The organism is Desulfosalsimonas sp. (genome assembly GCF_046483245.1).
In the GTDB taxonomy this organism is placed as follows: Bacteria; Desulfobacterota; Desulfobacteria; order Desulfobacterales; family Desulfosalsimonadaceae; genus Desulfosalsimonas.
The window spans coordinates 13,491-34,855 of sequence record NZ_JAWODO010000041.1; the positions used below are offsets into that span (position 1 = coordinate 13,491).

The following is a 21,365-nucleotide window of genomic DNA, read 5'->3' on the forward strand; positions in this document are numbered from 1 at the left end:
GTCTAAGGGCCGGCTGTGTTATGAACAATTCTATATATAGCGGAATCTTCTGCCAATCAGTGAATTGCCGGGCCGTTGCTGAATTCTGAAATGAAAAAATTTTGTCGCAATTCTGTAACATTTACCCGCCTCTTTTTTTAAAGGCCGGGACAACCGGCCCGGGGCGAGGCATTAAGCGATCTTTTATTTTCGTCAATTTTTGTAAAATTTCAAGGGCAAACGATATTGCCTTTCAGGATGAAATGTTATAGTTATAAATAATGATTTCAAATAGTTAAAATTCATAGACGCCGAAAATTTCGGTTTTTACCGGCTTTTGGACAAAAACCGGCGAATCTGCCCGCAGTAAAGGAAAACAACATGACGACCGTTATCACGGGCCTCAAACACCTGACCCGGACGCAGCCTTCCGGCCTGGCGGAAAAACGCCTGGGCCTGCTGTGCAACCCGGCCTCCGTGGACGACCGTTTTCGCCATGCCCACCATGTGATTTCCCGGCTCTTTCCGGGCCGGCTCTCTGCTCTATTTTCCCCTCAGCACGGTTTTTTTGCGGAAAAGCAGGACAACATGGTGGAATCGGCGGATTTTTTCGACAAGGAACTCAAAATCCCGGTATTCAGCCTCTACGGGGCCACCCGCATTCCCACTGCCGAAATGATGGACGGCATCGACGTTCTGATCGTGGACCTCCAGGACGCCGGAACCCGGGTCTACACCTTTTTTACCACCCTGTCATATTGCATGGAGGAGGCCGCAAGACTGCAAAAGGCGGTGGTGATCCTGGACCGGCCCAATCCTGTCGGCGGGCTGCAGGTGGAAGGAAACTGTCTTGAGCCCGGTTACGCCTCGTTTGTGGGGCGCTACCCCATCCCCATGCGCCACGGCCTGACCATCGGCGAATACGCCCGGCTGATTAACGAGGAATGTCACATTGGATGCGATTTGAGCGTGATTGCCATGAAGGGGTGGAAACGGCACATGTATTATTCAGACACCGGACTGACCTGGATACCGCCGTCGCCCAACCTGCCCACGCCGGCATCGGCAATGGTCTATCCCGGCCAGGTCCTGTGGGAGGGAACCAATGTGTCCGAGGGCCGCGGTACGACCCAGCCATTTGAACTCTTTGGCGCGCCGTGGATGGATACCAATATCCTGGAAAACGCCCTGGGAAAAGCCCCTTTCTCAGGCGCAGTGCTCCGGCCTGCGGTGTTTGAGCCCACCTCGGGAAAATGGGCCGGAAGATCCTGCCATGGATTTCAGATCCATGTCACCGACCGGGAACAATACCTGCCCTACCAGACCAGCCTGGTCCTGGTGGGTGCGGTCCGGAGACTTTTTGGCAGTGAATTTGCCTGGAAAATGCCGCCCTATGAATATGAATGGGAAAAACTGCCATTTGACCTGATCACCGGGGATGCAAAAATCCGTTCACAACTGGAAGCCGGTACAGATGCCGCTGAAATGGCAAGGCGCTGGCAGCCGCAGACAGAAGCGTACCAGCAGCAGATACGGCCGTATCTCCTCTATGAATAGGGAAAACCGAAAACCCGCACCATACCCAAGCAGGAAATATCATGACAAAAAATGCCGAGCCGGGCTGGCGGCGCATGCGCTTTAAAAAAAACAAGGTCTGGGTGGAAACCGACGAACAGGGCCGGCCCGCCATTGAAAACAAGCGGGTCCGAATCAAGTATCAGCTTGACCAGCCCCACGAATACCGGGTCAATCCCGAGCATCTGTCGGAACTGGAAAACGCGCCGCAGCAGACCAAATCCGGCAAAAAGCGCACAAAACCAAAACCAGCAAACCTTGATGAACAACAAGAAACCACCGCCCATTCCGAAAATGCCGTTGTCATCTATACCGACGGGGCATCGTCTGGCAATCCGGGACCGGCGGGAATCGGTGCGGTGCTTCGCTATAAGGGGAAAAAAAGGGAAATCTCGCAATATATCGGCCACGCCACCAACAATATCGCCGAACTCGAAGCGGTTCGCACCGCACTTGCCGCACTCAAGCGCAGGGACCTGCCTGTGCGGGTCCACACTGACAGCAGTTATGTGCACGGACTTTTGGTCAAAAACTGGAAGGCGCGGCAAAATCCGGAGCTGGTTGGCGCGCTGAGGGAGCTGGCAAGTCAGTTTTCAGACCTAAAGATCATCAAGGTCCGCGGGCACAGCGGGGTTGCAGACAATGAACAGGCCGATCATCTGGCCACATCAGCCATTGACAAAAAAGGTGGAGGCAATTGAGCCATATCCGAAAACAAGCCCCCGGCCGGTGGTTTAAAAAATAAAACCCCGCAAACGCCTGGCGCAGCGGGGCCTGGGACCGGAAACAGCCCTGGACAGTTACAGAAGACGGCTATTTTTCCGCTTTTAACTCTTCGAGTTGCTTTTTGAGCTCTTCATTTTCCTTGCGGTATTTTTCCGCTTCGCTTTCGCTCTGGCCAGAGCCGCCGGGCTCCACGCCCGTGTCTTTCTGCCAGGTATCTTTCAACTCGTCAAAGCCCAGATACAAAGCCAGGCAACCGCCGAGGAGCAGCATCACCGGAATGGCACCCGCCAGAAGCTGCAGAAATGCATCAAACCAGATTGCCAGACCGATTACGCCGATTACAGCTGCGACTGCACCGCCAATTAAAGTTTTCATAACGCCACGTCCTCCTTTGTTTAATATTTATGATCGGATCACAATATTGATTGTTTCGATCAGGTGGGGCCCACCTCCCGTGCTTTTGAGAATAACAAATTTTCATCTAACACAGGCGGATTTGTAAAGCAAGCAAAAACCCTGGGGGCGGATGCCACATCCCGGGGCCGCCCGGAGCACTGATATCCGCACCAAAGGCACGGACAGTTTGCCGCTTGAAAAGCCTTGGCCAACTTGGTATGGTTCCATAAAAACTCTTTACCAAAAAGGCGGCAGCCATGGCTTATAATCGACACCCGCTGCAGGGAAAAACCGCAGCTGACACAACCCCGCAAGATGACATGAATTCCGCGGACAGCGAAATAGCCCCGTTTTTCTGCTATCTTCCGGCCCGCAGGGGGTTGCTGGCGCGGTTGATCAGCGTCCTTTTGTTTAACCGGCCGAAAATCGATGCCGAGCTCCAGCAGACGGTCCGGGAACTTGGCCAGTCAGGTATTGTCGTTTATGTCAACAAGTACCGCAGCAAATTTGAGTATTTTTTTTATCACTGCAGGTACCGCAAGGAAGGTCTACCCTATCCAACTCTTGGTTTTGATTATTCCACCTATTTCTGGCAGCCTTTAAAACGGGTCTTTGACGGCTTTGTTTTCAACGTCGGATATTTGTTCAAACATTTTTCCTGGCCGGATCCTTACCAGCAGCACTTTTACCGCAACCGTCTTCTGGCCGGGGATGCGGCAATGGTTTCGCTGATCGAGGAAAAGCAGAGTTACCGGCAGCTTGCCAGATCCGGCACCGACCCCATGGACTACCTCATCGAGATCCAAAAAACCATAGATACGCCAATTTACCTGGTTCCCCAGCTCATTCTCTATGACCGGGACCCGCAGACCACCTGGCTGACGCTCACGGATGTCATCTTCGGCACCCGGGAAAAGCCCGGGCGGCTGCGCAGGCTCTGGATGATGCTCAAGCGGCCCGGCAAAATCTGGATTGAAGGCGCTGAAATTGTCAATCTCAAAGATTTTCTCCAGACCCGGGAAGCCACCAGTCTCAATCAGAAAAGCCAGGCCATTTATTTGCGCCGGTTTCTCATCGACCGGATCAACCGGCACCGGCAGTCCATTACCGGCCCGGTTCTCAAATCCCGCACGGAAATCATGCACGGGGTGCTAACCCATCCGGAAACCCAGCGCATCATTTCCGAATATGCGGCCGAACACAAGGTTCCCATTTACAAGGCCCAGAAGGAGGCGGCGGATTTTCTCGATGAAATTGCCGCCAACTACAACCTCAAGGTTATCAAGATCTTTGATATCTTCCTGCGCTGGATTTTCCGGGCCATGTTTGACGGCATGGTGGTGGACCAGGAGGGATTGGACCGGATCCGGCAGGCCTCCAAGACCGGGCCACTGGTGCTGGTGCCCTGCCACAAAAGCCATCTGGATTATCTGATCCTTTCTTTTGTATTTTTTCACAACAACCTGCCCTGCCCGCATATTGCCGCAGGCAAGAACCTTTCGTTCTGGCCCATCGGGCCGCTGTTTCGGGGCGGCGGGGCATTTTTTCTCAGGCGGACATTTAAGGGCGAGCCCCTGTATCCAAAGATCTTTTCGGCTTATATCAACAAGCTGCTCACTGAAGGCTTTCACATGGAGTTTTTCATCGAGGGCGGCCGCAGCCGCACCGGAAAACTCCTGCCGCCCAAAATCGGATTTTTGTCTTTGCTTGTGGATGCCTACATGAAAAACAACTGGGATGATATGCTCTTTGTTCCCATATTTATCGGCTATGACCGGGTCCTGGAGGAAAAGGCCTATATCCACGAAATGGAAGGGGGCAAAAAAAGCCCGGAGAACCTGATCAATATCGTGAAGGCCAGAAAATTTCTCAAAAAGAAATACGGCAAAATTTATATCAATTTCCATGAGCCCTTTTCCTTAAAGCAACATTTTGCTCAAAGCCGCACCCCGTTTTTCAAGCTGGATCGCGAAACCCGGCGACAGAAGCTGCACACATTCGGGGAAAAAATCATCAGCGCCATTAACAGCCAGGCCGTGATCACCCCCCATGCCGTGGTGGCGGCCACCCTGCTCAACTGCTCCCAGAAGCGCATTTATTATCGCCAGCTGCTGGAACATGCTGAAACTTACATGAAGTACCTGTCCATGCGGGGAGTCAAGCTCACCGACACCCTTTACATTGACAACCAGGGGGCCTTTGACACGGTGTTAGACACCTTTATCTCAAACAAATACATTGACCGATCCGCATCCACCAACCCGGCCGGCACACCGCCGAATCCCATTTTCAAGATCCATGAAAACAAGCGGCCGAACCTGGAATATTACAAGAACAACGGGGTGATCTTTTTTGCGCCCCCAGCCTTTACCGCACTTTCCATTCTGGCCCTGGACGCGTTCCAGTTCACAGCAGAGGACCTGTATCCCCATTACGCGTTTTTAAAGAATTTCTTCGCTATGGAATTTATTTTTGACCCTGAAGAGGACGTGGAAGCCTCGGTGCGCAAAAACATCAAGGCGTTTATCGACGATGCCGTGCTCACCCCGCATCCGGCCCTGCCGGAAACCTATAATGTGACATCCGCGGGATTTCGAAAGCTCAACCTGTTTGCGGGATTTCTCACCGCCTATTTTGAATCCTACTGGGTGGTGCTCAATTTCTACATGCGCTATACCCGGGGGCCGATTCTTGAACGCAGAAATTACACCAAAAAAATTCAGGCCCTGGGCAGCCGCATGTACAGGAGAAACGAAATTCTGCGCAAGGAAGCCCTTTTTAAAATCAATTACAAAAACGCAGTGGCCTTTTTTACCCGCCAGGGCTTAAACAATCCGGAAAATCAGGAAGATCAGGAAGTGCTGGACTTTTACACGCAAAAAGTCCAGTTCTACCGGCGCTGCCTTCCCAATTAGGATCTGTGGTTTTTCAAATGCCGGATAACGCCTTTAATGCACTGATTCTTGCCGCAGGGCTGGGCACGCGCCTGCGCCCCCACAGCCTGAAAGTGCCCAAACCCCTGTTTGCCGTGGCCGGCCGGCCGGTTATTGACATCATCATTTCCCGGCTGGTCGATGCCGGGGTCAGCACCATTGCCGTCAATGTTTTTCATCTTCCTGATCAGATCACCGGATATATCGCATCCCGCAATTACCCGGTGCCGGTGATCTGCCGCCGGGAGCCGTACCTGCTGGGCACGGGGGGGGCCATCGGCCATTTTTCAGACATGCTGGGCCACCGGCCTTTTGTGATGATCAACAGCGACATCTTAACCGATATTTCCATTGCCGACGTGGTCCGGCAGCATAGCGCCAGGGGCCCGGCAGCCACACTGGTGATGCACGACCACCCGGATTTCAACAAGGTGGTGGTGGATCCGGAGGGCAGCATCGCCGCCTTTACCCCCCCGGCCGGCCAAAATCAGAGCCTTATGGCATTTACCGGCCTGCAGGTGATCGACCCGGTGATTTATTCGTATATTGAACCCAAACAAGTGGTCAGCAGCATTGACCTGTTTTCCGCCATGATTGCAGACGGCCGGAGAATCGAAGCATACCGGGTCTCGGGCCATTACTGGATGGACCTGGGCACGCCCCATTGCTTCCGTCAGGCGGTAATCGACACCATGGCCCCGGAAATATTTCAAGGCCTCACAGGACAAAAGCCCCGCGCAGATGATCTTTACTGCCGGGCCCTGATCGGCGACGGCTCGGACCGGCAGTGGTTGCGAATTTCGTTTACCGGCCAAAGCCTAATCGTGGCAGACCACGGCATCAACACGGACAAGGCGGTCACGGAGTTTGATGCCTTTGTGGCCATTGGCCGTCATCTTTTTGACAAGGGCGTTTGTGTGCCCAAGATCCACGCCCATGACCGATTTTCCGGGCTGGTGTTTGTGGCCGACCTGGGAGACACCCTGTTGCAGCAAGCCGTTGGCAGCGCACCCGGCCCGGACCTTGTTGAAAAATATTACAAAAGCATCATTGACGGGTTAATGGATATGCACAGCCGGGGATCTGAGGGCTTTGACCCGGACTGGGCGTATCAGGGCGCGGTCTATGACCGGCAGATGATCCTGGAAAAAGAAGGGCGCTACTTTGTGGCGGCATTTTTGCAAAATTATCTGGAAATGCCAGGGATTGAAACAAAGGCCCTTGAATCCGAGTTCTGCACCATGGCGGATGTGATTTCCGGGGCCTGCCGCTACGGGTTCATGCACCGGGATTTTCAGTCCAGAAACATCATGGTCACCCCAAAAGGCTTTTTTTTCATTGATTTTCAGGCCGGGCGCATCGGGCCTCTGGAATATGACCTGGCATCGCTTTTAACAGATCCCTATGTGGCCCTTGCACCGGAACTCCAGAACCGGCTTGCGGATTATGCAATGCACCAATTGGGCATCAGGGCCGGAAGCGGGGAAAAAAACTTTCAAAAAGGATACCGCTGCTGTGCAATATCGAGAAACCTCCAAGCCCTGGGCGCCTATGGCCGCCTGGTCCGGGAAAAGGGCAAAACAGATTTTGCCCGCTACATGCCCGCAGCCCTGGCCAACCTGAAAAGACTCACCGCCGGAACCGCAGACCCGCCCCTTCCTGTTTTGGCAAAGACCGTGGCCCATGCCCGCAGGCTTCTGGACCGGCGGGAACAAAACAGCCCGGCACCGGGCATTGCCCCTTGACGCAGACGGCTGTTTTGCTTACAACCATACCATTTTCCAACACATTCTTTTTTGTCACCAATTTTTGAAAGGAAATTTTGTATGCAGCCCATTTCCCTGATGATAAACGGCCTGCCCGGAAACGTGGCCGCCATGCTTGCGGACAAGGCCGCCAAAGACAGCCGGTTTCAGCTCATTGACGCCTCTTTGACCGGTGCTGAAATCACGGAAACCACGCATGCGGTCAACGGTCGCAGCATAGCGCTGATTCCGCCCAAAGACCGGCAGGAGGCCATTGCCGAAATCAGACAAGCCCACAAGGACTTGATTGCCATTGATTTCACCCATCCCTCTGCAGTCAATGACAATGCCCGGTTTTACTGTGAAAACCAGATTCCTTTTGTCATGGGCACCACCGGCGGCGACCGGCAGGAGCTGGTGACCACGGTTGAAAACTCGGATATCTGCGCGGTGATCGCCCCGAACATGGCCAAGCAGATCGTGGGTTTCCAGGCCATGATGGCCTATGCGGCTGAAAACTTTCCCAACCTGTTTGCCGGATATGAACTGACCATCGAGGAAAGCCACCAGCAGACCAAGGCCGACACCTCAGGCACGGCCAAGGCCATGGCGAATTATTTCAACAAGCTGGGCGCAGCCTTTTCCCAGAGCGATATCATCCAAATCCGCGATCCCCAAGAGCAGAAAGACCGGCTGGGCGTGCCCGAACAATACCTGTCCGGCCACGGCTGGCACACCTACACCCTGGTTTCACCGGATAAGACCGTGACCTTCCGGTTTACCCACAATGTCAACGGCCGGGACATCTATGCCCAGGGAAGCTTTGACGCGGTTTTGTTTCTGGCCGAAAAAATCGATCAAGGGCAAAAAGGCCGGGTCTTTTCCATGATTGACGTGCTCAAGCAGGGTTAAGAGCGACAAATGGGAAACAAGACCCTGATTTTCCGCTTTTTTGCGGCAGCCGCGGCGGCACTTTTCTGGATCCTGGCCACGGTGCCGTGTCCGGCGCAAACCTTTCCGGAACCCGGGTGGCAGGACCGGCCGGATCCCGTGGCATCGCCAAAGGCCCAACAGGGCGGGGAAATCTGCGTGTTCGGGGGCCAGTACCCCAAAAGCATGAATTATTACACGGACAACAATGTTTTGTCCTCTCAGCTGTTTTCCCTGATGTATGACAGCCTTTTGTCCCTGCATCCCACCGGCCTGGAATATGAACCCGGGCTTGCGGAACAATGGGAGATATCACAAGATAAAAAAACCTTCACCTTTCACATAGACCCGGATGCGCGCTGGAGCGACGGCCGGCCCGTGACCGCAGGGGATGTAGCCTGGACCTATGCGGCGATCATGGACCCGGCCCACATGACCGGATCTCACAAGGTCAGCCTGGAGCGGTTCAAGCCCCCTGAGATCGTCGATAAGCGCACCATCCGGTTTACCGCAAAATCGGTCCACTGGAAAAATCTGCTGGCCCTGGGCGGGCTCAACATACTTCCCGAACACGCTTTTTCAGGAAAGGATTTCAACAAAATCAACTTTTCCTTTCCTGTTGTTTCAGGCCCGTACATGCCCGGGCAAATCCGGGAAGGCACGTCTCTGGAAATGGAGAAAAGAGACAACTGGTGGCAGGCCGATTTTGCCCGAAACCAGGGAAAATACAATTTCGGCACCCTGAAATTCCGGTTTTACGCCGAGCGGCAAAATGCCTTTGAAGCCTTTAAAAAGGGTAGAATTGACCTGTTTCCGGTCTACACCTCCAGGATCTGGATCCAGGAAACAACCGGGGATTCTTTCCTGCGCAACCATATCCTGAAACAAAAAATCCACAACCACAAACCCGTAGGCTTCCAGGGGTTTGCCATGAACATGCGCAAGCCGCCCTTTGACGATGTCCGGGTACGAAAGGCCATGGCCCTTTTGCTGAACCGGAAAAAAATGAACCAGACCCTGATGTACAGCCAGTATTTTCTGCACCGCTCCTATTACGAGGATCTTTATTCCGATGCCAATCCGTGCCCCAACCCGCTGATAAAACTCGACCAAAAGCAGGCGCGCCGGCTGCTTGACCAAGCCGGCTGGCAGGTCAACCCCGAAACCGGGTGGCGGGAAAAACAGAGCAGGAAAATGACCATCCGGTTTTTATCCCGGGATGCGGCGTCTGAAAAATTTCTGTCCATTTACGCCGAGGACTTAAAGGATGCGGGCATTGATCTGGTGATTGACAAAAAAGACTGGGCCGCCTGGGCCCGGGACATGGATGAATTTAATTTCCAGATGACCTGGGCAGCCTGGGGTGCGTCCATGTTTAAGGACCCTGAGGGCATGTGGGCATCAGATGAAGCCGACAGGCAGGGAAGCGCCAATATCACCGGTTTTTCCGATCCTGAAGTGGACCGGCTCATCAAGGCCCAGAAAACCGAATTTGACATTGAAAAACGGCACCGGATCTGCCGGGAGATCGATCAGATCGTATTTGCCGCCCATCCTTATGTTCTGCTGTGGAACATCGACTACACGCGGCTTTTGTACTGGAACAAGTTCGGCACCCCGGCCACGGTGTTGTCGAAATACGGCGATGAGATGAACGCGCTGACCTACTGGTGGCATGACCCGGATGCAGACGCCCTGCTCAAAGAGGCGGTAAAGCGCAATTTGTCCCTGCCGCCAAAAGCGCCTGCGGTCTATTTTGACGAGGTGTTTTCAGATGATTTTTCGCCAACCAGCTCATAAACCTTTTTTAAGGCCTGTTCCAAGTTTTCGGGTTTGGAGCCGCCCGCCTGGGCCATGTCCGACCGTCCCCCGCCGCCGCCGCCCACTTCTGCGGCCACGTACTTGATGATATTTCCGGCATGGAACCGGTCCGTGAGATCCTTGGTCACCACGGCGATCAAAAGCGCCTTTTGCCCCTGGACCGCGCCGAGCACCACCACGCCGGAGCCGATCTTTTCCCGGAACTGATCGGCGATGCTGCGAAGGGCTCCGGGGTTGTCGGCTTGAACGCTTTTGGCCACCACCTTGACGCCGTTGACCGAGCTGACCTCATCGCTCATCTGGTCAGCAGACGCGGATGCCAGCTTCAGCTTGAGCTGCTCCACCTGTTTTTCCAGGTTTTTCTGCCCGGCCAGCAGGCCCTCCACCCGGCCGGCCACGGCCTCGGGCCGGTCCTTTAGCAGGCGGGCAGCTTCATTGAGGCATCGGTTGATCTCCTGGATGTGGGCAAATGCGGCCCGGCCGGTCACGGCCTCGATGCGGCGAACGCCCGAGGCCACGCTGGCCTCTGAGAGAATTTTAAACACCCCGATATCCCCGGTTCTCCCGGTATGTGTGCCCCCGCACAGCTCCTGGCTGAAATCCTCAAGGTAAATCACCCGCACCCGGTCGCCGTATTTTTCCTCAAAAAGGGCCATGGCCCCGGTTTTAAAAGCCTCTTCCGCGTCCATCTCCTCCACGGACACGGCCAGGTTTTCCCGAATGCGTTCATTGACGCGAATCTCAATTTCCTCGATGGTTTCGGAATCGAGCTGGGAGAAATGGGTGAAGTCAAAACGCAGCCGGTCCGGGCCCACAAGCGAGCCGGCCTGGCGCACGTGTTCTCCGACCACCTGGCGCAGACACTTGTGCAGAATATGGGTGGCCGTGTGATTGCGCGCCGTGTCCCGCCGATTTTCCGGGTCCACGGACAGGGTGGCGGTATCGTTTTTGCGCACCTTACCCGAAACCACCCGGCCCCGGTGGATGATCAGGCCCGTAGGGTCCTTGAAGGTATCTTCCACCCGGATTTCAAAGCCGGGCCCGGTAATTGTGCCCGTATCTGCCACCTGCCCACCGGATGTGGCGTAAAAAGGCGTTTTTTCCGCCAACACCTCAATGGGCGAATCAGCTTCGGCTTCATCCACGGCTGCACCGTCAACCACCAGCAGCATGAGCGCGGACTCGCAGCTCAGCCGGTCATAGCCCACAAATTCCGGCCGCTGGTCCGTGGAGGCGGAAAAATTGCGGTAGGCCTCGCTGATGGACGAAAATGCGGCCACGCTGCGTGACTGCTCCCGGCGCTGTGCCATGGCCTTGTCAAAGCCGTCCATGTCCAAATCCAGGCCCTTGTCGCGCACAACGTCCCGGACAATGTCCACGGGAAAGCCAAAGGTGTCATAGAGCTTAAAGATCACCTCTCCGGGCACCACAGTGGAGTTTTCCCGCTGCATCTGCTCCATGGTTTCCGCCAGCAGTTTTAAGCCGTGGTCCAGGGTTTCGAGAAACCGCACTTCCTCGTTTTTCACCACATTGGTGATAAACACCCGGTCTTCGAACAGCTCCGGGTATGCCTCCTTCATGATCTCAAAAACCGGCTCCACGGTCTTGTGCAAAAACGGTTCGGTAAGGCCGATGTTTCTGCCGTAGCGGATAGCCCGGCGCATGATGCGCCGCAGCACGTATCCCCTGCCCTCGTTTGAGGGCAGCACCCCGTCTCCGATCAGAAATGCCGCGGCCCGGCTGTGATCGGCAATAACCTTGACCGCCACATCGGTTGTGTCATCAACCCCCATCTGACGGCCGGACAAGGATTCGATGACCTGAATGATGGGGGTAAACAAGTCGGTGTCAAAATTGGTGGGCACGTCCTGGATAATGGAGGCAATGCGCTCCAACCCCATTCCCGTGTCAATGCTCGGGCTGGGAAGCGGGGTCATCTGACCGTCTTCTGAGCGGTTGTACTGCATGAACACCAGATTCCAGATCTCCAGATACCGGTCGCACTCACATCCGGGCATGCAGTCTGGCGAGCCGCAGCCGGCAGCCGCGCCCCGGTCGATGAGAATCTCCGAGCAGGGGCCGCAGGGGCCGGTTTCGCCCATGGACCAGAAATTATCTTTTTCATCCAGGCGGACAATGCGCTCCGGGTCCACGCCGATGTGATCGCGCCAGATCTCAAAGGCCTCCTCGTCGTCGAGATAAATGGTGACCCACAAATCCTTTGGCGCAAGGCCCAGACCGTCGACCAGAAGCTCCCAGGCGTAGCCGATGGCCTTTTTTTTGAAATAATCGCCAAAGGAAAAATTGCCCAACATTTCAAAAAAGGTGTGGTGCCGGGCCGTATAGCCCACGTTTTCCAGGTCATTGTGCTTGCCCCCGGCCCTGAGGCACTTCTGGGAAGTGGCCGCGCGGTTGTAGGCGCGCTTTTCCTCGCCGAGAAACACCCGCTTGAACTGCACCATGCCGGCATTGGTAAACAGCAGGGTGGGATCATCCTGGGGCACCAGCGAGGAGCTGCGGACGATCTGGTGATTTTTTTCCGCAAAATAGTCGAAAAACTTCTTTCGGATCTCATTTCCCGTCATGAGCTTCCCCTATTTTTCCGCTGCTTCGGGTTCGCCGCCGGCGGGATCCTGGCCGGCTTCGGCGGTGGCCTCTTCCTTTTTGCCCGGGGTCAAGCCCAGGGCCGTCTTGACCCGGTCGCGCAGGTTGGCGTGCAGGTCCGGATTTTCATGGAAAAACTTCTTGATGTTCTCCCGGCCCTGGCCCAGGCGCTGGCCGTCATGGGAATACCAGGAACCGCTTTTTTCAATGACCCCGGCCTTGACCCCCATATCCAGCAGATCGCCTGCGGCAGAGATGCCTTCGCCGTACATCACATCAAACTCGGCTTCCTTAAACGGCGGGGCCAGCTTGTTTTTGACCACCTTGGCCTTGGTGCGGTTGCCCATCACCTCCTGGCCCTCCTTGATGGACCCGGTCCTGCGCACCTCAATGCGCACCGAAGAATAAAATTTCAGGGCGTTGCCGCCGGTGGTGGTCTCGGGATTGCCGAAAACCACCCCGATTTTCATCCGGATCTGGTTGATAAAGATCAGGGAGGTGTTGGTCTTGGAAATGGTGCCGGTGAGCTTGCGCAGGGCCTGGGACATGAGCCGGGCCTGAAGGCCCATGTGGGAATCGCCCATTTCCCCCTCGATTTCCGCCCGGGGCACCAAAGCGGCCACCGAGTCGATGACCAGAATGTCCACGGCCCCGCTTCGAACCAGCATATCAGCGATTTCAAGGGCCTGCTCCCCGGTATCCGGCTGGGAAACCAGCAATTCATCGGTATTGACCCCGAGCTTTTTGGCATAGGCAGTGTCCAGGGCGTGCTCGGCATCCACAAAGGCTGCAATGCCGCCCTGCCGCTGGGCCTCGGCCACGGCATGCAGGGCAAGAGTGGTTTTGCCCGAAGCTTCGGGTCCGTAAATCTCGGTGACCCTTCCCCGGGGAATGCCCCCGATGCCCAGAGCCAGGTCCAGGGCAATGGAACCGGTGGGGATTGCCGGAATGTCAATGATGGTGTTGCTGCCCAGCTTCATGATCGATCCCTTGCCGAACTGGCGCTCGATCTGGCCGATGGCCGTCTGTACCGCCTTTTCCTTGTCCATGGACTTGCTCATATCCGCCTCCTAGGATGTGTCATGCCCCTTGCCTGAAAACCAAGGTCCCCGGGGTTGATGCCGGTGACAATCATTTTTTGCAAGACTGCAAAATGAATTTCGTGTGTTTGTTGAAAAATATATTAAACCATGGGGTCCGCGCCCAGCCCGTGGCCGGAAATCATCCTGTAAACCGGGCCTTTCGGGGTCAGGGTGCTTTCAAACAATTGCACGGATTGTATTTCAAAAGGGCCGGCACAAAAACCGCCGAACTGTTCAATGGCATCTGCAACACCGGCCGGATCGGGTTTTGCCTTAAACCGGCCCAGGGTCAAATGCCCGGTAAATTCCCGGTTTTCCCTTTCAAATCCCAGCTGCGCCATTTTCTCTTCCACGGCCTGCTGCAAACATGCCAGCTGTTCGGTCTGTCCCCCGATTCCGGTCCACATGACCCTGGGCCGGCGAATGCCGGGAAACACCCCAAGGCCCCGGGTGTCTATACGCATTTTGGAAAAACCGGAGACCGCCTCTGCTGTGGCAGCAGAAACCGCTTTTACGGCCGAAGCCGGCACAGGGCCCAAAAATTTCAGCGTCAGGTGAATGTTTTCCGGGGCCGTGTATTTCATTTTCAGGCCGGATTTCCGGAGTCGCGCCTGCAAATCGGCCAGGGCCGCTGTCACTTCCCCGGGCAGGCTCACAGCAATAAAAGCCCGCACAAAATCGTCCGTTTGCGCTTGTGTCCGGCTCCTTTGGGTATTTTTTTCACTCATGGGCATCCCGGGGTCCTTACCCGAAGCCGGCTGGCAACATAGCCAGGACTGCTGCCAGAATCACCCGGCAGATCAGGCCTGCGGCCACGTCATCAATGACCACACCCAGACCGCCGTCAAATTGTTTTTCCAGCCACCCCACGGGAAAGGGCTTTATGATGTCAAAAATCCGAAACAGCACAAACCCGGAAACCGCCAGGGGCCAGGACAGGGGAAGCCCCACAAAAACAACTGCCATGCCCGCAATCTCATCAATTACAATGGCTCCGGGGTCTTTTTGCCCCATCACGGCCTCGGCCCGTCCCGCAGACCAGACAGCTGCTGCAATCACGGCCAATACCAGCAGCGCGGCATAGCCGGTGTGCATCTGCGCCATGACCCAGTACAGCAAAAGGCCCGGAAGCGAGCCAAACGTGCCCGGGGCAAAGGAAATTTTGCCGATATAGCCGCCCGTGGCCACGGCCACGGACAATTTGGAGATAAAATTCATTTGGTTCTATAATCTGCAGCCGTATGTGTCAAGGCATTGTTCACGGACGCTTCCGGCCCCCGTCATGGGCAAAACAGCCCAGAGCCGATTCATAAACTGTGCGCAGGGCGACATTGCCGGCCTCTGCCGCACGGCGGCAGGATTCATACTCGGGCGCGATGCGCCAGCCGCCTTCCGGGGTTTTGACCTGCTTGGCCGCAATCTCGCCGTAAGGGGTGCTTACCACAACGGCCCTGCGCTCCAGGACCCTGCGCCGGACCGGGTAATAGCGCACCCCGATGGCGCTGGTCTCACTTAAAATCCGCGACATCAGAGCCTGTTGGCAGGCGCTGTCACACAGCACCTGCAGCAGCACCCCGGGCCTGCCCTTTTTCATGTAAACCGGTATCATGTAAACATCCCGGGCGCCGTCTGCAAACAACCAGTCTGAAACATAAGCATAAATCTCGGGATTCATGTCGTCAATGCAGGTTTCCACCATGACCATGGCATCCGCCCCTACATCCGGGCTGCTGCCGGTGATGATGCGCAGGACATTGGCGCGCGCCTCCAGATCCCGGCCGCCGGCCCCATATCCGATATTTTCCACCACCATGTCGCAAACAGGGCCGAAATCCCGGGCAAGGGTGGTAATAATGGCCGCACCCGTGGGGGTGACCAGCTCAAAGGGAATTTGGGATCCGTATACCGACACCCCTTTTAGCAGGGCCGCGGTTGCCGGCGCCGGCACGGGCAGGGTGCCGTGGCTGCAGGTGACCGTGCCCGATCCCAGGGGAAGGGGCGAGGCAAACACCTTTTCAATGCCCAGGTAATCAATGCCCATGGCCGTGCCCACCATGTCCACGATGGCATCCACGCCGCCCACTTCGTGAAAATGAACCCGGGCTTTTTCGCATTCGTGGATTTTTGCCTCGGCTTCAGCCATCCGGTCAAACATGGCCAGGCTCATCTGCCTGACCGGCTCGGCCAGGCGGCTTTGGGCGATCATCTGCGAGATGGCCTGGTAATCGCGCTCCGGTCCGTTTTCCGCCTCAACGCTGACAGACGTGGCCGAAATGCCGCAGCGTTTCACACGCCGGGCCGTGAGCTGAAAATCATCCAGACCCAGCTGGTCTTTGAGATTCTGCACCAGCCAGTCCATGGGCACACCCAGTTCCGCCAGGGCACCAAGGGTCATGTCCCCGCTGATGCCGGAAAAACAATCAAAATAGGCAATCATGGGCGATAATCCCCGTGGGCGTGCAGGCCGATGATCTCGGTGAGCAGTTCAACGGTGCGGGCCATGTCATCAACGGCAATGTTTTCCCGGACCGTGTGGATTTCGCGCATGCCCGTGCCGATCACCCCGGTGATAATACCCTTGCCGAAAAAAATATTGGCATCCGCCCCGCCGCCGGTGCGGCGGCAGACCAGCTCCCGGCCCAGGCGGGCCGCGGCGGTCTTGGCCATGCGCACCACTGCATGTTCTTCCGGGATACGGGTCCTTGGAAATTCGTTTGTCAGATCAACGGTCACCCGGGACACGTCTTGTCGGCCCTGCTCCCGGGGCCAAGTGCGGGCCTGGGCATCAAAGGCCTCCAGGATTTTGCGGGTCACCGCCTCCAGCTTTGCCGGATCATGGCTTCTGACCTCCCCTTTGACCCGGGCGGTCTCGGGAACAATATTGGTGGCCCCTTCGCACTGAAACACCCCGATGTTGGCGGTGGTCTCCTCGTCAATGCGGCCGAGTTCCAGAGAGGCTATTGCCCGGCTGGCAAGCACGATGGCATTGATCCCCTTTTCAGGTTCAGCCCCGGCATGGGCGGCTTTTCCGTAAACCACCAGTTCAAAGTGATTGGCCGTGGGCGCCCGGGTGATAATGGTTTCGGTGTCCGCGGTGTCCAGGGCATAGCCGTATTTTGCCGAAATCAGGCTGAAATCCAGGTTCTTGGCGCCCTGCAGCCCAATTTCCTCGCATATGGTAAACACCAGATCCAGGGGACCGTGATCCCTGTTGTTTTCATGCAGGGACAAAACGGTTTCAATGATGATGGCGAGCGCACTTTTGTCATCTGCGCCCAGCACGGTTGTGCCGTCGCTGTAAAACACCCCGTCAACAAACCGGGGCTTGACCCCCCGGCCCGGCTCCACCGTGTCCATGTGGGCATTTAACATCAGCGGGGGCACATCCCGGGTGCCGGCAATCCGCAAGATCAGGTTGCCGGTATCGCTTCCGGTGTGGCGGCCCGCATCATCGATAAAGATCTCCGGGTTTAAGGGCTCGAGCATCTTTCGGATTTCACGCGAGACCCGCCCTTCTTCCCGGGAGACGGAATCTATGGATACAAGGGTTTTAAAGGTTTCTGCCAGTCGTTTTTTGTTGACCATTGCACAATCACCCCAAAGATGTTATTGACAAAAAATACACAATTACTATTGTCTCATTGATCCATGCGGAAGTGCGCAGCTCACTGGTGGGGCTCCCGGACTTCAAATCCGGTGTGGGGCGTTAAAACCGTCCCGGGTGGGTTCGATTCCCATGCACTTCCGCCATTTTTATTTGTTTTTTCAGTAACTTGAATTTCTCAAATCCGCTTTTTTCGTTCACGATCCTTTCAGGATTTACCATAAACTTTCACGGAAAACAAACTGTCTTTTACATTCACGAGCGAAGCAAGGCCTGAATTTTGGGTCATCCGGTAGATGCCGGGATAAACTGAAATTCCCAGATAGTTGATCGAAGTCTCAAGCACATCGGTCGGACCGGCGGCGGGCCGAGAATGGGCGCCACAAAGAGGCTCGTCGGAGGGGCGCCGCCGCAGCCGACCGGTGTGCGGTGTCTGATATTGAATAATTCGTTGCCCCGTGTTTGCGGCTGCAGCCGCAGGCATGGGGGTTTGTTTTTTAGCCCTGATTGTCTGGTTCTCTGCTCCAGCTTTGTCCCTGACAAAACACAGACACACTCATACATCGCACACTTCACACACACATCAAATCAGGGGCTATTCCGATCAAAGGGCAAAAAAAGGAAGATTGTGCTTGACTGATCCGAAAAAACGGTAATCCGGAAAAAGTGGAGACCAAAAAGCCCGGCTGCCAGCCCTTTTCTTGCGACACACAACTACACCGCAGACCGTTTTTTAAAGGCGAAAGTCACAGCGCAATACACTTTTTTTACATCCTGAATCCCTCAGTTCCTTTAAAGGAATTTGATTGTTCCGGCTGATCGGAATTGTTTTCGGTCAAAAGATTTTTCTTCCTATTGTGGTGGATTATAGGGTCCAGTGATAATTCATTCCTGCCCGGCGCGTTGCCTTCCCCACGGATAATATCTGTAAGTCCTGTATCCGGAAACCGATTGTTTGCTTGGTTTCATGCGCCGAATCCGCTGCGTGTTGGGGTGCTTGCACCTTCCGTCTTCTTCAACCGGCGAAACCTTAATGACAGAACCGTCATCAAGGGGCCACTGCCCCGAGCCGGCCTCGCCGAAGTTTTGCTGGCCGACCTTGCGCAGGGCAAGCAGGGCCTGCCGGAGGCTCATTCCCGGGCGGATGGGGCTTTGACGCCGTTTTCCGGGAGGTTGTCGGTTTTGCCGCAGTTGACAACAACTGCCTTGTCTGAAAGCATACGCCGTTCTTTTGTCTGTACTTTCACTTTTCTGCCGGTGAAATGATTGACTTTCTTTCACATATCAAAATCTGACCAGGGGCAAAACCTTATTTCCCATATAAGCATACAGACGATAAAAAATTCATTTTGTCCCAAGTATAGGTCCCATTATGTTTCTATTTTTTCCAGGGAACGGACCGTTTCAGCCGAGGCGTGATAAACCTCCGTGAAATCATAATGGCGGTCATAATACCGGTGTAATCTGCCGATAGGCCCGGAACAGGTCATTGCGGATGAATGACAGGAGGGGAAAAGAAAATCTTGGTAATGTGCAAAAAGAAATTTTTGTCGGGGGGCATGTAACTGCTATGGTGCACCCCACGGAGGCAAATAGCCGCGAGGCATGATAGCCGCTATGGTGCATTTTTTAAAAATTGGATTTTTTTATTTTTAAAATCAACAAAATATTTGACGCCCCGGTTTTTTGGAGGCATATAAAGATTCGTTTCATCGATTCATATGTGAAATGAATTCCTGCGTCTTTTTTGGTCTAATTCAAACCATGGTGTTACCAAAATGACAAAAAACCTTCCTATTCGCTATAAATTGTTATTGTATTACACGATTTTGTTTACAGTATCACTTTCATTGGGAAGTGTATTTACCTACATCCTCGTCCGGAATACAATCACCAAAAATATTGAAAGCGAACTAGAGCACACAACACAGGCCATTTTGAATATGGTGAAAACTTCTGCCGATGTATCCATCAAAAATCATCTGCGTGCCATCGCTGAGAAAAACGAAGAAATTGCGCAATACTACTACGATCAATACCAAGATGGCAAGATCTCCGAAGACAATGCCAAGCAGCTCACTACAAATCTGTTCCTGAACCAGACCATCGGTAAATCCGGTTATACCTACTGTCTCGACAGTTCCGGAGTGGTAGTGATTCATCCTGAAGAGGAACTGCTCAACACCAGTGTTGCCCAGCATGAGTTTATTCAGCGTCAAATTCAAGTGCTTGAAGGATATCTGGAATATCAGTGGAAAAACCCGAAAGAAAAACAGTTACGCCCAAAAGCGATGTATATGACTTATTTTGAACCTTGGGACTGGATAATTTCGGTCACATCCTACCGAAAAGAATTCAAGGATGTGGTGAATGTCAATGATTTCAAAGACAGTATATTAAAATTCCGGTTCGGCAAAACCGGATATTCTTTTGTAATCGATAGCACTGGAACCGCAATCATCCATCCTAAACTCGAAGGCGTAAATGTATTAAATGACGATCAATTTTCCAACCAAACCCTGGAAGCAATGGTGAAAGAGAAAAAGGGCAAATACATTTATCCCTGGAAAAATCCCGATGAACCCAGGGAAAGACAAAAGCTCGTGATTTTCAATCATATTCCTGAATACGACTGGATGGTGGCCTCTTCAAGCTACCTGGACGAATTTTATCGTCCTCTGATGACTATCCGCTCCTTCATATTGTTAATAGCAGCAATTACGATTGTCCTGATTATCGCCCTTACTTTCAAGATCAGCGCGTCCATTACTAAGCCACTTAAAAAATTGACCAATCATTTTGATCAAATAGGCAGAACAAATTTTTCCATGCGCATGGAGTGGGATTCAAAAGACGAAATCGGCCAACTTGCTTCATACTTCAATGATTTCATGGAACAATTGGAACAATACAGCAATGATTTGAACGAGGAGATCAAACAACGTCGAAAAGCTGAAGCTGCGCTTCGTATGAGCCAAGAACGCTATCAATCAGTAATGGAGGCAACCCCTGATCCTATCGTTCTTTACAATATGAAAGGTGAAGTAATCTTTTTCAATCCTGCTTTTACGCGGGTATTTGGATGGCGATTGGAAGAATGCATCGGCCGGAAGATGGACTATTTCGTACCGGATGAAAACTGGCCCGAAACCCGCAGTATGATAAAAAGAATTCGTTCGGGTGAAAGTCTGTCGTTTGTGGAATCCTGCCGGTTGAACAATCGGGGCGACATCGTTCCGGTAACAATAAGCGGGGCTACCTACAAGGACCCACAAGGCAATTTGGTTGGCAGCGTGATAATCTTGAGAGATATCACCAAAACGAAACGCCTTCGTAAACAAATTATGGATATATCTGAGAATGAACGTCAAAAATTCGGCCAATGTCTCCACGACGACCTAAGCCCACACATGATAGGAGTACAAGGTCTATGCACCGTCCTGGAAACAAACCTAAAGGAGGAATCCTCCAATCACGCTCAATTGGCAGCGAAAATAACGGTTTTGGTAAGCAATGCCATTAAAAAAATCAGGGCACTATCCAGGGGGCTTTGCCCGGTACATCTTGTCTCCCATGGTCTTTTTTCAGCATTGGAAGATCTTGCTGCCAGAACTGAAGATACTGCCGGCATTCGAGTTCTGTTCAAAGGGAATGGGACGTTTCACTTCAGTGATAATATTGTCGCAACTCATCTGTATTTTATCGCACAAGAAGCCGTGACAAACGCAATCAAACATTCCAATGCAGACGAAATCATTATTGAACTTTCAGGGGATCAGGGAAAAATGCAACTTTCGATTTCCGATAATGGAAATGGCTTTGAGAAAAATGAATCCCTCCCGGGAATTGGCTTGCAAATTATGGAATACCGGGTGAGAATAAGTGGTGCAACGATGCGAATCATTACCAAAAAAGAACACGGTACGATTATTCGTGTTTTATTAAATACGGTGCAAAACGGATAAAGTAA

At 53.8% G+C, this 21,365-nt stretch carries 15 protein-coding genes and 1 tRNA gene; 9 read left to right on the forward strand and 7 right to left on the reverse strand.

Annotated features, from left to right (window positions below; all coding sequences use genetic code 11):
• Positions 1 to 360 precede the first annotated feature (360 nt).
• Together R6U41_RS04105 and R6U41_RS04110 are read left to right on the forward strand one after the other, a co-directional pair.
• Positions 361 to 1,536, forward strand: a complete 1,176-nt coding sequence (locus R6U41_RS04105; protein WP_410268566.1) for an exo-beta-N-acetylmuramidase NamZ domain-containing protein — start codon at positions 361 to 363, stop codon at positions 1,534 to 1,536.
• A gap of 41 nt (positions 1,537 to 1,577) precedes the next feature.
• Positions 1,578 to 2,255, forward strand: a complete 678-nt coding sequence (locus tag R6U41_RS04110; RefSeq protein WP_410268567.1) for a ribonuclease HI — start codon at positions 1,578 to 1,580, stop codon at positions 2,253 to 2,255.
• Positions 2,256 to 2,367: 112 nt separating this feature from the next.
• On the opposite strand, the gene R6U41_RS04115 is transcribed toward R6U41_RS04110, so the two are convergent.
• Positions 2,368 to 2,655, reverse strand: coding sequence for a hypothetical protein (locus R6U41_RS04115; RefSeq protein ID WP_181551433.1), 288 nt, complete (start codon positions 2,653 to 2,655; stop codon positions 2,368 to 2,370).
• A gap of 278 nt (positions 2,656 to 2,933) precedes the next feature.
• On the opposite strand from R6U41_RS04115, the gene R6U41_RS04120 reads away from it, so the two are divergent.
• From R6U41_RS04120 to R6U41_RS04135, 4 genes are all read left to right on the forward strand, one after another.
• Positions 2,934 to 5,591, forward strand: coding sequence for a 1-acyl-sn-glycerol-3-phosphate acyltransferase (locus tag R6U41_RS04120; RefSeq protein WP_410268568.1), 2,658 nt, complete (start codon positions 2,934 to 2,936; stop codon positions 5,589 to 5,591).
• Between the two features lie 17 nt (positions 5,592 to 5,608).
• Positions 5,609 to 7,354, forward strand: a complete 1,746-nt coding sequence (locus R6U41_RS04125) for a sugar phosphate nucleotidyltransferase (RefSeq protein ID WP_410268569.1) — start codon at positions 5,609 to 5,611, stop codon at positions 7,352 to 7,354.
• Positions 7,355 to 7,435: 81 nt separating this feature from the next.
• The gene (dapB, locus tag R6U41_RS04130) at positions 7,436 to 8,266 is read left to right on the forward strand and encodes a dihydrodipicolinate reductase (RefSeq protein WP_410268570.1); all 831 of its coding nucleotides are present in this window, start codon (positions 7,436 to 7,438) and stop codon (positions 8,264 to 8,266) included.
• A gap of 9 nt (positions 8,267 to 8,275) precedes the next feature.
• Positions 8,276 to 10,084 (forward strand): extracellular solute-binding protein, encoded by a 1,809-nt coding sequence (locus R6U41_RS04135; RefSeq protein WP_410268571.1) that lies wholly within the window; start codon positions 8,276 to 8,278, stop codon positions 10,082 to 10,084.
• On the opposite strand, the gene alaS is transcribed toward R6U41_RS04135, so the two are convergent.
• The 6 genes from alaS to R6U41_RS04165 all read right to left on the reverse strand — a co-directional run bounded on the left by alaS (position 10,036) and on the right by R6U41_RS04165 (position 17,376).
• On the reverse strand, positions 10,036 to 12,690 hold the full coding sequence (gene alaS, locus R6U41_RS04140) for an alanine--tRNA ligase (protein WP_410268572.1): 2,655 nt from the start codon (positions 12,688 to 12,690) through the stop codon (positions 10,036 to 10,038). The genes R6U41_RS04135 and alaS overlap by 49 nt on opposite strands.
• 9 nt (positions 12,691 to 12,699) lie before the next feature.
• Complete coding sequence (gene recA, locus R6U41_RS04145) at positions 12,700 to 13,770, reverse strand: recombinase RecA (RefSeq protein WP_410268573.1); 1,071 nt, start codon at positions 13,768 to 13,770, stop codon at positions 12,700 to 12,702.
• Between the two features lie 122 nt (positions 13,771 to 13,892).
• On the reverse strand, positions 13,893 to 14,519 hold the full coding sequence (gene thpR / locus R6U41_RS04150) for an RNA 2',3'-cyclic phosphodiesterase (protein ID WP_410268574.1): 627 nt from the start codon (positions 14,517 to 14,519) through the stop codon (positions 13,893 to 13,895).
• Positions 14,520 to 14,535: 16 nt separating this feature from the next.
• Positions 14,536 to 15,009, reverse strand: a complete 474-nt coding sequence (locus tag R6U41_RS04155) for a phosphatidylglycerophosphatase A (protein ID WP_410268575.1) — start codon at positions 15,007 to 15,009, stop codon at positions 14,536 to 14,538.
• 40 nt (positions 15,010 to 15,049) lie between these two features.
• Entirely contained in the window at positions 15,050 to 16,228 is a 1,179-nt protein-coding gene (gene larC, locus R6U41_RS04160) for a nickel pincer cofactor biosynthesis protein LarC (RefSeq protein WP_410268576.1), read from the reverse strand.
• On the reverse strand, positions 16,225 to 17,376 hold the full coding sequence (locus tag R6U41_RS04165) for a M20/M25/M40 family metallo-hydrolase (protein ID WP_410268577.1): 1,152 nt from the start codon (positions 17,374 to 17,376) through the stop codon (positions 16,225 to 16,227). Before R6U41_RS04165 ends, larC begins: the two co-directional genes overlap by 4 nt.
• Positions 17,377 to 17,443: 67 nt before the next feature.
• On the opposite strand from R6U41_RS04165, the gene R6U41_RS04170 reads away from it, so the two are divergent.
• The 3 genes from R6U41_RS04170 to R6U41_RS04180 all read left to right on the forward strand — a co-directional run bounded on the left by R6U41_RS04170 (position 17,444) and on the right by R6U41_RS04180 (position 21,360).
• Positions 17,444 to 17,541 (forward strand) — tRNA-Sec (locus R6U41_RS04170).
• An 805-nt stretch (positions 17,542 to 18,346) separates the two neighbouring features.
• A complete protein-coding gene (locus R6U41_RS04175) occupies positions 18,347 to 18,661 on the forward strand; it encodes a hypothetical protein (RefSeq protein ID WP_410268578.1) in 315 nt (104 codons plus the stop codon).
• A 512-nt stretch (positions 18,662 to 19,173) separates the two neighbouring features.
• Positions 19,174 to 21,360: a cache domain-containing protein gene (locus R6U41_RS04180; RefSeq protein WP_410268579.1), complete on the forward strand. Its 2,187-nt coding sequence runs from the start codon at positions 19,174 to 19,176 to the stop codon at positions 21,358 to 21,360.
• Positions 21,361 to 21,365: the final 5 nt, after the last annotated feature.